Genomic DNA, 13961 nt, shown 5'->3' on the forward strand with positions numbered 1-13961 from the left:
AGCAGCGACCCGAACAAGCATAAAATCGTTACTCGGCTTTCGCTTCGCCGTTTTTCACTTCGCCCATCGCTTTCAGCTTTTTAGAGATGTCGCGGCGCTCTTTAGAGATCTCAGCGTTTTTGATGATGTAATCATCAACACGATCTTCATAATCGCTTTTCATGCTGGCGATAATGCCCTGAATCGCTTCCACGCTCATTCCAGGCTTGATGTAGTCGCTCAGGTTGTCCAGCAGCAGAACACGTTTCTGGTTGTCACGGATCTTTTTCTCAACGTCCTGGATTTCACGTTGCAGTTTGTTTTTACGACGGAACAGACGAACAAATTCCAGCACGTCCTGGAAAGAAGGCTTGGTAGTTTCCATTTTTACACCCCTGATAATGTGAGATTCGGATTCGTTAAAACAACGGCTAAAGTGGGTCAACATTACTTTCATGCCCGCCATACTTCAAGTTGCATCTGCATCGACCATGCATGGTTGAAACCTGAATTATCGAGGGTAAAGCCATTGCAGTTACCAATGGTTTTAGCCTTTTTCAGTATCATACCTCTAATCGTTGCTGAATCGAAGCAGCAGTAGAACCAATCCCCTCATCTGCTCTTTATTTGCGCAGCGCGCGACAGATCAAATGAGAGAGCAACTCCAGCTGTCGCGCCATTTCCATATTTAGCCAAACGTAGCCGTGAATGGGCGTTTCAGCGACATTATCGCCCTTATGCTCAGCAATAAGCTGACGTAACTCCACCACGGTGTCATTGAGTTTTTCCGTATTGGCAAGCACCGGTTGTGGATTACCTTCATACAATGCGTGGGTTATCGTCAGTAGCGCCTGTTGTGTCCTGAGCTGTGTTTCACGCAAAGTATGCGCATTCAACATAACAAAGTGGCTTGTACGGCTGGCCCAGAGCGCATTGATTTGCAGCTCAAGCATGCAGACCAGGTTACGATTAACCGTCTGAATAGCTTCAAAGATGGATTTTTGAATGCGGGTTTCTTTGCTGGCAGGAACGATGAGCCCACGCATTTTGACAACATCGCTTAAAAGCTGTTGTAAATGCTTTTCCAGTCGCGGTTGCTCCAGCAGGTTGGGAGATAGCGCAGCCTGATACACCCAATTGTACCCCGTTACGCAATGCGCCAGCTGAATTCGCCAGTGTATAAATGCCCGCTGCGGCCAGATACCGGTAAACAGCATTGCCAGTAATGAACCCAGAATAACATCGCCGCCGCGCCATAACGCTGTGTTCATATCACCAGCGGGGGCGCCCACAACGACCGCAAGCGTTATACCAATCAGCAACGCCTGATACGGCTTTTTACCCAGTGCCAGCCAGCCGCAGAGAAACATCGCTACCGCGCACCATATCAGCATTAGCGGAAGTGAAAAGAGCTCTAGACGAAGAGCCACCAGCCCAAGTACCGAACCCAGAATTGTCCCGCCAATACGCTCAAACGCTCTGGGGACAACGTTCCCCCAAAAGGAAATAGGCCCCATAATTACCACCAACGTAATCAGAGGCCATGTACCTTCAGGAATGTTCAACAGGCGAACCAACAGAAAAGTAAAAAGAAACGCCAGCGCAATGCGAACACCATGCACCACACGATAATGACGATACAAACGAATTTCAAAAGGACTCAGTGACTTATCTGCACGCACTCATGCACTCCGTCAGGGAATTGCAAAGAACAGAATTGTACCTGTTTTTTGAGTGAAAACATCACCCTGATGACCAGGACATTCATCCTGATTTACACCAAAAACAGTTACTTCGACTGTACCGGCACGTACATTTCAATGTCCCAGTAGCCGTCCTCCATGCCATTGTTCATATAAACTTCAAAGCAGGGTTTAGCGGCTATCGCATACGTCGAATCCTGCAGCAGGCGCTCAAAGAACTGATACCACGGCGTCGCGAAGTCATAATTTTCAACGCGCGCAACGGCGATAGCATAGTCGCCCCCCGCCAGTTCGGTCTGGATCACCCCTTCGCTGTTTTCTGGGATCTCAAAACCTTCAGGCACAGACACCACGGTATCACAACGCAGTTTTTCCACCGGAACAACGTCAGGATTGTCGTAATAAACGGCTATCCATTCCAGCGGTACGATCTGCTTACCATCGACCCACATCATTAACTGCTCGAAACCCTGCTTTACCGTTTGTTCCCACGGTCCAACCATATGGAAACCAGCAATTATGCGTTTCTCGACCTGCTTTATCTCGTACTCCATATAACCTCCGCTATTACACTGTATTTATATACAGTGTAATTTTTAGGTATGACGGCCACAAGGAATCAGTGATTATTATGTGAGCAGATTCGCACTCTTGCCAGTCAGGCACATCAGGAAAAACTACGCCTTGTGGTGGAAGTAATCGCTCAAACGCGAGAAGACGCCGCCTTCGTTGACAGACTCCAGCGTAACCAGAGGCCAGTGCGCCACCAGTTTATCCCGATCGTAGAGTTCAATTTCCCCCACACGTTGATGGGCAGCAATGGGGGCAACCAGTTCTTTCTTATCAAGAACATATTTTGCCTTGATATTAGCGACTTCGGCTTTAGGCAGGGCCATCCAGAAATCCTGCTCTGTGCCAAGGCTAATTTTTTCTTTATCGCCATACCAGATCCGTTCAATACCAACTTGCTTACCGCTACGTAAAACCTGCACGGTATCGAAGTTCTGTTGTCCCCATTGCAGCAGTTTTCGCGCCTGGTCTTCACGCCCTTTCGCACTCTCCGCCCCCATCACAACCGCAATCAGGCGGCGCTGCCCATCAACGGCAGAAGCAATCAGGTTGAATCCAGCGCCGGAGGTATGTCCTGTCTTCAGACCATCGACGTTCATGGTTTTATCCCACAACAAACCGTTACGGTTTTGCTGCGTAATTCCGTTCCAGGTAAGGCTTTTTTCACTGTACATATGGTAGAAATCCGGCTCTCCATGGATGATAGCTCTCGACAGCACAGCCAGATCGTAAGCTGAGCTATGCTGACCTGGCGCATCCAGACCATGTACCGTTTCAAAATGCGTGTCCCGCAGGTTCAGCTTTTGCACATAGTTGTTCATCATCGCGACAAACTGCGGCTGCCCTCCGGCGATGTAATCCGCCAGCGCCACACAGGCATCATTACCGGAATCAACAATTAACCCGCGACTCAGATCGCGCACAGAAACGCGATCCCCTTCTTTCAGGAACATTAAGGACGAACCGACGAATACCGGATTATCTTTCGCCCAGGCATCTCGTCCTACAGTGACAATATCTGTCGGACTAATACGCTTGCTGTCGATTGCGCGATCGACAACATAGCCGGTCATCAGCTTGGTCAGGCTGGCAGGGTTGCGCTGCTGGTGTTCATTTCCGGCTGTCAGGATTTGGCCCGTGGTGTAATCCATTAATACCCACGCCCCGGCATTAATTGCTGGAGGCTGTGGAGCGAAACTGGCGACGTCGGTCGCATACGCGGGCGAAAAAATCATCGCAAATAGTGAAGCGGCAATAAACAAACGGCGTTTCAACAGCATGTCCTCAGAAAATGGAGAAATAGCCGTTCTTTTTACGGAAGTTCTGGCGAACAAACATGGATAAATTGCAAGAAAATGTGACATAAGGCACATTTTCTTGCTGTAAGGATAGGATTTCAGATATCAACCACGTCTGGCGTTACCCTTTGCGAGGTGCTGTCTCTGCGTGATGGCTGCGATGACGATGATAGCCATCTATCATGCTGCGGAAAATCTGCCCCGGAGTGTCACCCAGCGTGCACAGGTAAATATGTGCACAGATGAACAGTAAGCCGACAATCGCCAACACCATATGCAGCACCAGCATCACAGGCCCTGCCCCTATTACCTGCGGGTAGAGGCATAACAACCCGGTGATGATTAGCAGCGGAACCAGCGCATACATGATGGCCAGATAAGCCAGCTGTTGTAGCGGGTTAAATTTACTCTCTGCCGTTGCGGCAAACGGGTGTGGTTCCCCCTTCATGATACCATACAGATAAAAGCGCGTTTGCAACAAGCAGCGTGATATCAACCCGTTAAACTTCACCCGGTAATGACAACCGTTGCCGCTGGTTGCGTTGATTAGCACAAAACCAACCCAGAAGGCCAACAAGGCGAAACCGCACCAGGTATGTACCTGCACCATCAATGCCACCGGTCCGACAGAGAAGTGCCCAAACAGGCCGCTCAGCAAAAGCAGGATAAAAAGCAGCGCATTACCCCAGTGCCAGCGGCGAACTGCCAGCGAATAGAGGTAATCCCGATGTTCTTCTCCGGTTGCCGTTTTGGGTGCCAGCATCCGACGTAACAGCGCGTGCATAACCAGGCCCGCAATCATCAGCACAATAACAACGCCTGCATAAATGAGCCACAGCGGCCAGTAGTCCGGCGCATAGTTAAGCTCTGCTCCCCAGATAGAATTCATGCTTTACCCTCCTGATGGATCTCTTTACGCCGATAAACACTCACCGGGCCGCTACGCGTATCCTGCTGGCGATAAACCTCTTTTTGATTTATCCAGTGCTGAATTTCCGGGTCGTCGCGACGACCAAATTTCAGCGCATCCGTCGGACAAACGGAAACACAGGCGGGCGATTGTCCTGTCTCCAGTCGCGTATCTGCGCAGAAGTTACATTTGTCGGCAATTCCCGTTTGCGGATTGAGATAACGGACGTGGAACGGACAAGCGGCAACGCAGTAGTCACAGCCAATACAGCGAGACTTATCCACTTGCACAATGCCATTTTCGTCGCGAAATGACGCACCGGTCGGACAAACGCTGACACACGGCGCATCTTCACAATGCTGACAGGAAACGCGAACAAACTGGAAGTGGGACAGCACCTCGGGTTCATGTTCGGGTGAACGGATCTGCACCTGTAAGCGGCTAAATCCCTCTGGCACATCATTCAAAACTTTGCAGGCAACCGTACATGCCTGACAGCCGATACAGCGTTTCTCGTCATGCAGCATGACATAAGGGTTTGTAGATTGATTCATGATGTTCTCCTTTCTCATGCCCGACGAAGCGTAACGCCAGCGGTGTGGACTACCGTACCGGAAACCGGACTGGTAACATGCGGAAGCAAATTACCGCAGTGAATACCGTGCGTTGTCGCTGCGGTTTTGGCTCCCGCCTTGGCACCAAATCCCATATAAACAAACAGCGTATCGGGCCGAATTCCGGCGGTGACCAGCGCTTTACCTTTTTCCTTGCCGGTCGCATTTTCCAGCCAGATGTCATCACCGCTTTTGATGCCTTTTTCACGGGCCGTTTGCGGGTGGATCCACACCGCGTTATCCCACATCAACTCGCTAAGCAGTGGCACATATTGCGTCGCACCGTTGGTATGAACCGCCACTTTTCCCTGGATAAAATAGAGTTCACTGTCGCCTTTGAGCGCAAAATTGCGCGCGCGCGGAATACCGTAGCCAGGCAGGAGCGTTTCCAGCTCTTCGGAATAGAGTTCAATTTTTCCTGACGGAGATTTAAAGCGCAGTTGCTCGCCATAGGTACCGTCGCTGTCAACCGCCACCGCGCCCGGATAGCGTTCCACAAACTGACGCACCGCTTCAGGTTCACGCAGCAGCAACGGAATCCCCCACTCCCGGTACCCTTTCTGACGCAATTCAGCAGATAGCGCATGATCGCCATTAAGCTGGTACAACTGACGCGTTTGCATATCCTGCCATGAGTAGAATTGGCCAAGGCCTAACTGCACGGCCAGCTCTTTCCAGATTTGCCAGCTCGGACGCGCATCACCAATAGGCTCCACTACCTGTTGGCGCAGGGCATAGGCTGGATTCAGGCCCGACATGTCTGAAACTTCTTCATCGCGCTCAAGGTAAGTACATTCAGGCAAAAGGTAGTCGGCATACGCCGCGCTTTCGCTTAAATAGACATCACAACTGACCACAAGGTCGAGCTGTTCAACGGTTTTGACCAGATCCGGTCGACAGGTAACGGTTTGGAAAGGGTTGTGTCGGGACATAATCCATCCCTTCACCGGATAAGGCGTCTGGTTTAACACAGCATCAATGATGCTTTGCACCACACCACCGCCCGCCGCGATGTACTTAAACTGCGGGGCTACCAGATCGATACGCTGCGCCGTTGGCTTGGGTAATTTGACATCGGGTTTTGCCAGCACCGGAGCGACCTTCTCTCCAGCCAGCTTATTGTAAGTTGCCGCCGCTTTTTTCTGATACAAACCGCCTTCACGCTCAATATTGCCAAGCAGCACATTGAGGGTAAAAATCATGCGCCGCATATCAATTTCTTCTTGCGAAAACGTCGCTCGATGGCCCGGACTGACGATGGCATGAGGCGCGCAGGCGGCCATTTCGCGGGTGACCCGAACAATGACATCAGCAGGCACATCCGCGAGCTGCTGCGCCCATTCCGGCGTGGTCTCTTGTACCGCTTCTGCCAGTTGCTCAAACCCCGTGGTGTAGCGCGCCACAAAGTCCGCGTCATACAGATTTTCATTGATCATGACGTGACACATGGCCATCAGCACCGGTAAGTCGCCGCCCGGTTTGAGCGCATGCCATTCATCCGCCTTGCTGGAGAATACGGACAAACGGGGATCGAAGCTGACCATCTTCGCACCCTTCTCCTGCGCGGTCATCAGCTCATGCGTATCAGCAACCTCGATCCCTTCATAGAGGTTATGGCCAAAAGAGACCATATAACGGGTATTGGCGATATCCATGGCTAAATCACCACCCATCATAACTTTAGCGGCAATGGCTTTACCGGCAGGACACGTTGATGCGTGAGTAAAGGTATTCGGTGACCCGAAAGCCGTCGCGAGGTGGAATAAATGGCCAGACAGCGAGCCGGATTTAGACGAGAAGACGACTCCCTGGGGACCATATTGCGTTTTTATTGCCGTCATTTTTTCGGCGATTTCTTTATACGCCTGTTCCCAGCTAACAACCTGCCAGTCACCGCTCCCGCGAGGTCCTGTGCGTTTCATGGGTTTAACAATGCGATGAGGGTCGTTGACCAGGCTAACGCCGCTGCCGCCGCGAGCGCAGACACGTGTCCCCTGCTGTGGCGCATTAGGGTTTCCCTGAATAAAAACCGTTTTATTATTAATCACCTGAGCCTGAATTGGGCAGCGAAAAGAACACATCTCGCACAAACTTGGCGTCAGGGATGTTTTCCCTTTGATACTCTCCGGAGAATTTCGTGCCAGTGCCCCGGGCGGGAAACTGCCTATCGCACAGGCTGAACAGCCTATACCCACTCCTCGCAAAAAATTACGCCGACTAATGCTCATATAACCTCCTGTTATTAGATATATCCAATAATTATATGGCGTTTAGATTATTTATTTTTTACATCAATCACATTTCATTACAATGCATGACAGCGAATTGACATAAATAAAAACCCATTGTTTATAAAAGATTTTTAAAGTTTCCAGAACACAACAAAGAAGAGGAAAATAACAATAATGGTTATCAGTTAGATTATTTACAAACCCGCAACTTCAAGATATTTTATTTCCGTAATTTATTTTAACAGTGCGAAATTTATTAATTAATTCCATTAATGCCCTGTTTATCTCAATTTTATTGCGTGCACAATCCAGCTTCGATAATGCCATGGCTGATTATCTCGCTATTTTTTGGTATTCTTGAACCAGCGCTAAATTGATCCCGGACATAACTGAACAATGAATGACGGCAAGCAGCAACCTGGTTTTCTCTTCCACGACTACGAGACCTTTGGTACCCATCCGGCGCTGGACAGACCCGCGCAATTTGCGGCTATCCGCACAGATAATGATTTCAACATCATCGGTGAACCAGAAGTCTTTTATTGCAAACCCGCGGACGATTATCTGCCGCAGCCTGAGGCGGTGTTGATTACGGGTATCACACCGCAGGAAGCACGTGAAAAGGGAGAAAATGAAGCCGCTTTTGCTGCACGCATCCACGCCCTGTTCACCGTACCGAAAACCTGTATCCTGGGCTATAACAACGTGCGCTTCGATGATGAGGTGACGCGTAACATCCTGTATCGCAATTTCTACGATCCCTATGCATGGAGCTGGCAGAACGATAATTCGCGCTGGGATCTGCTGGATGTGATGCGCGCCTGCTATGCCCTGCGCCCTGAAGGCATTAACTGGCCGGAAAACGACGACGGCTTACCCAGCTTCCGCCTGGAGCATTTGACCAAAGCCAACGGTATTGAGCATACCAATGCTCACGATGCGATGGCGGACGTATACGCCACAATTGCAATGGCGCAATTAGTGAAGTCGCGCCAGCCGCGTCTGTTTGATTATCTCTACAGCCATCGTAATAAGCACAAGCTGGCCGCGTTGATTGATGTCCCGCAAATGAAGCCGCTGGTCCATGTCTCTGGTATGTTCGGCGCATGGCGCGGCAACACCAGCTGGGTAGCGCCATTGGCGTGGCATCCGGAGAATCGCAACGCGGTTATTATGGTCGACTTAGCCGGTGATATTTCGCCGCTGCTCGAACTCGACAGTGACGCCCTGCGCGAGAGGCTTTACACGTCTAAAGCGGATCTGGGTGATAACCCGGCCGTACCGGTTAAACTGGTGCACATCAACAAATGCCCGGTACTGGCACAGGCGAATACCCTGCGTCCGGAAGATGCCGACCGTCTTGGCATTAACCGCCAGCACTGTCTGGATAATCTCAAAGTTCTGCGCGAAAATCCGCACATACGCGACAAAGTGGTTGCGATCTTTGCAGATGCAGAACCCTTTACACCATCAGATAACGTAGATGCCCAACTTTATAACGGCTTTTTCGGCGATGCTGACCGTGCGGCGATGAAAATCGTTCTGGAAACCGAACCACGCAATTTACCGGCGCTGGATATCTCCTTTGTCGATAAGCGCATTGAAAAACTGTTGTTTAATTACCGTGCACGTAACTTCCCGGGAACGCTGGACGAAGCAGAACAGCAACGCTGGCTGGACCATCGCCGCCAGGTATTCACACCCGAGTTTTTGCAAAATTACGCCAATGAACTGCAGTTATTGAGCCAGCAGTATGCGGATAACAAAGAAAAGTTGATGCTGCTGAAATCACTCTGGCAGTATGCCGAAGAGATTGTATAAGTCCCACGCATAAAAAAACGGAGAATATGTCTCCGTTTTTTTTTAGTTAAATGCCGTTATTACGCGACATCTTCATCGTACTGCGGCACCGGGTTGCGGAAGCTTTTGGTCACACAAGCCAGGTAAATCAGACCAATACCGGCCCAAATCAGACCCAGAACCATTGAGCTCTCTTCCAGGTTAACCCACAGCGCACCAACGGTCAACGCACCGCACATCGGCAGGAACAGATACTGGAAGTGGTCTTTCAGCGTCTTGTTACGCTTCTCACGGATCCAGAACTGGGAGATCACCGACAGGTTAACGAAGGTAAACGCCACCAGCGCACCAAAGTTAATCAGCGCCGTCGCCATCACCAGGTCGAAGTTGATTGCCAGCAGAGCAATCGCACCAACCAGAATGATGTTCATAGACGGAGTACGCCATTTCGGGTGTACATAACCGAAGAAACTTTTCGGGAACACGCCGTCACGCCCCATCACGTACATCAGACGCGCTACGCCTGCATGCGCCGCCATACCGGACGCCAGTACGGTAATGGTAGAGAAAATCAGCGCGCCAACCTGGAAGAACTTACCAGCGACGTACAGCATGATTTCTGGCTGTGAAGCGTCTGGATCCTTGAAGCGCGAGATATCCGGGAAGTACAGCTGCAACAGATAGGTGGAGACGATAAAGATCAGGCCACCAATCAGCGCAGTCAGGAAAATCGCACGCGGGATCACGCGCTCAGCGTCTTTGGTTTCTTCTGACAGGTTGCTGATACCGTCAAAACCGGTGAACGAGAAGCACAGGATGGTAGCGCCTGTGATCATCGGGATCACGTGTGCATCACCTGACCAGAACGGACGGCTGCTCGCCAGCGTACCGGCACCTTCCCCTTCGAACACGCCATAAACGACCATGCCGAGGATCACTGCAATCAGCACCACCTGCAACAACACGATTACGGTGTTGAAATTCGCAACGGATTTAAGGCTGCGCAGGTTAAAGGCTGTCATAAAGGCCACCAGCGCCACCACGAATATCCATGACGGTATCGACGGCACCAGGGCTTCAAAATAAATTTTTGCCAACAGAATGTTAATCATCGGAGCGAACAGGTAGTCCAGCAGTGATGACCAACCCACCATAAAGCCAACGGTCGGGCTAATGGATTTCTGGGCGTAAGTGTAGGCAGAGCCTGCAGACGGATAGCGACGCACCAGTTTACCGTAGCTCAGTGCGGTAAAGAGGATGGCGATCAGTGCAAAGGCGTAAGCTGTCGGGACGTGACCATCGGTCATTCCTGATACGATACCGAATGTATCGAACAGCGTCATCGGCTGCATATAGGCAAGGCCCATCATGACAACCGGAACCAGCGTAAGCGTTTTACGTAATTCCACGCGAGAGGTGTTTGGAGTAGCGTTATGCGACATGGTTATCCCCCATTACGGCGAAAACCGTCGCGTAAGCAAAAAATTGCCCCATTTTTTGTTAATCCTCAGCGACAACAACTGTCGATTTTTAAGTAAGTATCTATCCGGTACGAAGCCCGGCCTCTTTTATGAATGATTGGTTTGATGCAAAAAAATAACCGACGCGTATTAAAACGTCGGTTAATGTCATTTTTTGCAAGCGGCATATTTTGCACTAAATTGGGGAGAAATAACAAGAGATTGAAGTAGCCACAAAAGAATATTTTTTCTTAACTGATTGATTTATCAGCAGCCGTTTTCACATACACCCCTGCAATAGCACTATTTGCTAAAATTTCATCCCGCCACCAGGCACTGGCCAACCCGGCGGTCTGTTCATTCCAGCCTATCCACACGGGTTCAAAGACAATTTGTGCGACCACTTTTTTCTCAATCAGTGCGCCGCTCTCCAGAAATCGCTGCGCCAGGTAGCGCGGAATATAACCACATCCCAGACCGCTGATTTGCAATTCCAGCTTGGTTTTGAAGTCAAAAACGGTAATAGCTTCCTGATCGTCAAGCACCTGGGAACCTGAGACGTTGGCATGCTGCGCATTGTCGCCCACCACAATGGCGCGAAAACGGCGAATGGTACGACGATTTAACGGTTCCTGTTCCTGCGCCAGCGGGTGATGCGGCGCAACCACAAACACCTGTTCCAAAACTCCCAACCGTGCAAAACCAAATTCGCTCGCTGCAGGGGGTTCATGCATGGCGCCAACGATAATATCCGCCCGGCCCTGAATGAGGGCATCCCAGGAGCCGCCCAGCACGCCATTGATAAATTTCAGACGCGTCACGCTGTGGTGTTGATAGAAAGATTCGATGAGTGGGGCCAGCAGTGAAAAGGGAAACGTATCATCTACGCCAATAACCAGTTCATTCTCCCAGCCTTCGTGAAGTTTAATCGCCTGTTTTTCGAGTTCACGGACGGTGTGCAGCACCTCCCTCCCCTTTTCCAGCAGCATCTGTCCGGTGCGGGTGAACTTAGCCCGGTGTCCGCTGCGATCGAGTAGCTGAATATTAAGATCGCTTTCCAGCTTATGGACCGTGTAGCTAAGTGCAGACGGCGTCTTAAACAATTTTGCCGACGCCGCCGCGAAACTGCCCTCTTTTTCTAATGCATCGAGGATGATAAGAACGTCCAGCAGTGGTTTCATACTCGCCCCCTGGCGGTATACAGCGGCACTCTGCTGGATTGTCACTCCATTGGCATCACCAGCGGGTCGGGATACTGGTACTCAAACCCAAGCTCATTACAAATACGGTTGCCATCAATGACTTTACCTTTACCGTTATCCGTACCGCCGCGAAATTCCGGCGGCTCCATCCCCAACTGGCGGGCCATCTGCGGATAGAACACGTTACGCGCCGGATGCATAGGCGCACATATATTATAGATGTGTCCCCCTTTAGGCGCTTGCAGCAGTAACGTGATGGCAGATACTACATCGTCCAGATGCACCAGATTGACGCCATGATGTCCGTCAGGTGCCGTCTTGCCAGCGAAGAAGCGACCAGGATGTCTTCCCGGACCGACCAACCCGGCCAGACGCAAAATATCCACCGACGTACCTGGCAAATTGTGCAACCAGTCTTCAAGTTCTTTCAGGACACGACCGCTCGCCGTGACCGGATTACGCGCCGTTCCCTCTTTCACTGTGCCTTGAGCGTCACCATAAACTGACGTCGAACTGGTAAAAATAATTCGAGGGATGCGGTACGCCAGCGCACTGTCCACCAGTTCCTGCATTGCCTGCAGGTAAAATGCCTCCCCGGGACCGCTACGGCGTGCAGGCAGCGTAATGACCAGCGCATCGGCGTCCATCAGTGCATCGAGATCGTCAGCCTCACAGACCAGTTCAGGTTCCAGGCGCAGCGAGTAACTCTCGATACCGCTCATGCGGGCCGCTTCCACCCCATCCAATGTGGTTTTGCTGCCGGTAACCTGCCAGCCTCTCGCCGCCAGCGACATGGCTAACGGCATGCCTAACCAACCTAACCCGACAATTGCGACCTTTTTCATGCCTTCTCTCCTGACTTTTGGCCTATAACGCAAGGCTACGCCAGCCCACGGTGGCTGACAATTCATAGTATCAATATGAAATGAATTAATGATCAAAAAAAGCCCTTGCTTTCCGTAGCTAAAGTGGTTTAGGTTAAAAGACATCAAATGAATAAACATTCATCGAGAAAATTTATGACACGCGCTCAATTCAAACACCATCATCACCATCATCCTGACTAGTCTTTCAGGCGATGTGTGCTGGGAGACATTTAAATCTTCCAGCGGTGCATGAGCGTATGAGAAAGCCCCCGGAAGATTTCTTCCGGGGGCTTTTTTTGCGCGTGACCCAAACTGATTCAGACAGGATAACGAGGAATAAAGAATGTTAGACAACACCCGTTTACGCATAGCTATGCAGAAATCAGGCCGCTTAAGCGATGATTCACGCGAATTACTGGCCCGTTGCGGCATTAAAATTAATCTTCACACCCAGCGCCTGATTGCGATGGCGGAGAACATGCCGATCGATATTCTGCGCGTGCGTGATGACGATATCCCAGGTCTGGTGATGGACGGCGTCGTTGACCTCGGCATCATCGGGGAAAACGTTCTGGAAGAGGAACTGCTCAACCGCCGGGCCCAGGGTGAAGACCCTCGCTATTTTACCCTGCGCCGTCTGGACTTCGGCGGCTGCCGTCTTTCGCTGGCAACCCCGGTTGATGAAGCCTGGGATGGCCCGGCAGCGCTGAACGGTAAACGTATCGCGACCTCTTACCCACACCTGCTCAAACGTTATCTCGATCAGAAAGGAGTTTCGTTTAAATCTTGTCTGTTAAACGGCTCAGTAGAAGTCGCTCCCCGTGCGGGTCTGGCTGATGCGATTTGCGATCTGGTGTCCACCGGCGCAACGCTTGAAGCCAACGGTCTGCGCGAAGTAGAAGTGATCTACCGCTCTAAAGCCTGTCTGATTCAGCGCGACGGCGAAATGGCCGAAGCCAAGCAACAACTGATCGACAAACTGCTGACCCGTATCCAAGGGGTTATTCAGGCCCGCGAATCCAAATACATCATGATGCACGCGCCGAGCGAGCGTCTGGACGAGGTCATCGCCCTGCTGCCCGGCGCAGAGCGCCCTACCATTCTGCCGCTGGCAGGCGACCAGCAGCGCGTTGCCATGCACATGGTCAGCAGCGAAACCCTGTTCTGGGAAACAATGGAAAAACTGAAAGCGCTCGGTGCCAGCTCAATTCTGGTGTTGCCGATAGAGAAGATGATGGAGTGATCTGTTGCCTGATAGCGCTTCGCTTATCAGGCCTACAAGAATTGTCACAATTATTGATATTACGGGTCTTGTAGGCCGGATAAGG

Annotated in this window: 13 protein-coding genes, 1 pseudogene and 1 other annotated feature; of the genes and pseudogenes, 3 read left to right on the forward strand and 11 right to left on the reverse strand. The window is 51.0% G+C overall.

Annotated elements, in window-relative coordinates:
• Positions 1-28: 28 nt before the first annotated feature.
• The 7 genes from OGX94_RS17980 to phsA all read right to left on the reverse strand — a co-directional run bounded on the left by OGX94_RS17980 (position 29) and on the right by phsA (position 7302).
• Positions 29-364 carry a DUF496 family protein gene (locus OGX94_RS17980; RefSeq protein WP_003834176.1) on the reverse strand — a complete coding sequence of 112 codons (336 nt, stop codon included), beginning with the start codon at positions 362-364 and terminating at the stop codon, positions 29-31.
• A gap of 238 nt (positions 365-602) precedes the next feature.
• Entirely contained in the window at positions 603-1661 is a 1059-nt protein-coding gene (locus OGX94_RS17985) for an FUSC family protein (RefSeq protein ID WP_286569662.1), read from the reverse strand.
• Positions 1662-1768: 107 nt separating this feature from the next.
• On the reverse strand, positions 1769-2236 hold the full coding sequence (gene sbmC, locus OGX94_RS17990; protein ID WP_257661854.1) for a DNA gyrase inhibitor SbmC: 468 nt from the start codon (positions 2234-2236) through the stop codon (positions 1769-1771).
• Between the two features lie 123 nt (positions 2237-2359).
• Positions 2360-3532: a serine-type D-Ala-D-Ala carboxypeptidase DacD gene (gene dacD / locus OGX94_RS17995; protein WP_032934491.1), complete on the reverse strand. Its 1173-nt coding sequence runs from the start codon at positions 3530-3532 to the stop codon at positions 2360-2362.
• 139 nt (positions 3533-3671) lie between these two features.
• Entirely contained in the window at positions 3672-4439 is a 768-nt protein-coding gene (phsC, locus tag OGX94_RS18000; protein ID WP_125112533.1) for a thiosulfate reductase cytochrome B subunit, read from the reverse strand.
• Complete coding sequence (gene phsB / locus OGX94_RS18005; RefSeq protein ID WP_003844270.1) at positions 4436-5014, reverse strand: thiosulfate reductase electron transport protein PhsB; 579 nt, start codon at positions 5012-5014, stop codon at positions 4436-4438. The genes phsC and phsB overlap by 4 nt, the downstream gene beginning before the upstream one ends.
• A gap of 14 nt (positions 5015-5028) precedes the next feature.
• Entirely contained in the window at positions 5029-7302 is a 2274-nt protein-coding gene (gene phsA, locus OGX94_RS18010) for a thiosulfate reductase PhsA (protein ID WP_257661853.1), read from the reverse strand.
• Positions 7303-7701: 399 nt separating this feature from the next.
• On the opposite strand from phsA, the gene sbcB reads away from it, so the two are divergent.
• Positions 7702-9126 (forward strand): exodeoxyribonuclease I, encoded by a 1425-nt coding sequence (sbcB, locus tag OGX94_RS18015; RefSeq protein WP_164562625.1) that lies wholly within the window; start codon positions 7702-7704, stop codon positions 9124-9126.
• A 59-nt stretch (positions 9127-9185) separates the two neighbouring features.
• On the opposite strand, the gene plaP is transcribed toward sbcB, so the two are convergent.
• The 4 genes and pseudogenes from plaP to OGX94_RS18030 form a co-directional block, all read right to left on the reverse strand.
• A complete protein-coding gene (gene plaP, locus OGX94_RS18020; protein WP_003834188.1) occupies positions 9186-10547 on the reverse strand; it encodes a putrescine/proton symporter PlaP in 1362 nt (453 codons plus the stop codon).
• Entirely contained in the window at positions 10537-10599 is a 63-nt protein-coding gene (gene yoeI / locus OGX94_RS24835; RefSeq protein WP_099045591.1) for a membrane protein YoeI, read from the reverse strand. Before yoeI ends, plaP begins: the two co-directional genes overlap by 11 nt.
• 162 nt (positions 10600-10761) lie before the next feature.
• Positions 10762-11746, reverse strand: a pseudogene (locus OGX94_RS18025) (LysR family transcriptional regulator).
• A gap of 41 nt (positions 11747-11787) precedes the next feature.
• Positions 11788-12612, reverse strand: coding sequence for an SDR family oxidoreductase (locus tag OGX94_RS18030; protein ID WP_069219577.1), 825 nt, complete (start codon positions 12610-12612; stop codon positions 11788-11790).
• 174 nt (positions 12613-12786) lie between these two features.
• Here OGX94_RS18030 and hisL point away from each other — a divergent pair, with 174 nt between their 5' ends.
• Positions 12787-12834: a his operon leader peptide gene (gene hisL / locus OGX94_RS18035; protein WP_100250077.1), complete on the forward strand. Its 48-nt coding sequence runs from the start codon at positions 12787-12789 to the stop codon at positions 12832-12834.
• Positions 12810-12932: a sequence feature (His leader region), on the forward strand. It overlaps the preceding gene by 25 nt.
• Before the next feature lie 44 nt (positions 12933-12976).
• Entirely contained in the window at positions 12977-13876 is a 900-nt protein-coding gene (gene hisG / locus OGX94_RS18040) for an ATP phosphoribosyltransferase (protein WP_003834191.1), read from the forward strand.
• The last annotated feature ends 85 nt before the right edge of the window (positions 13877-13961 follow it).

Origin of the sequence: Citrobacter sp. Cpo037 (assembly GCF_030332945.1) — a bacterium.
GTDB lineage: Bacteria > Pseudomonadota > Gammaproteobacteria > Enterobacterales > Enterobacteriaceae > Citrobacter > Citrobacter portucalensis.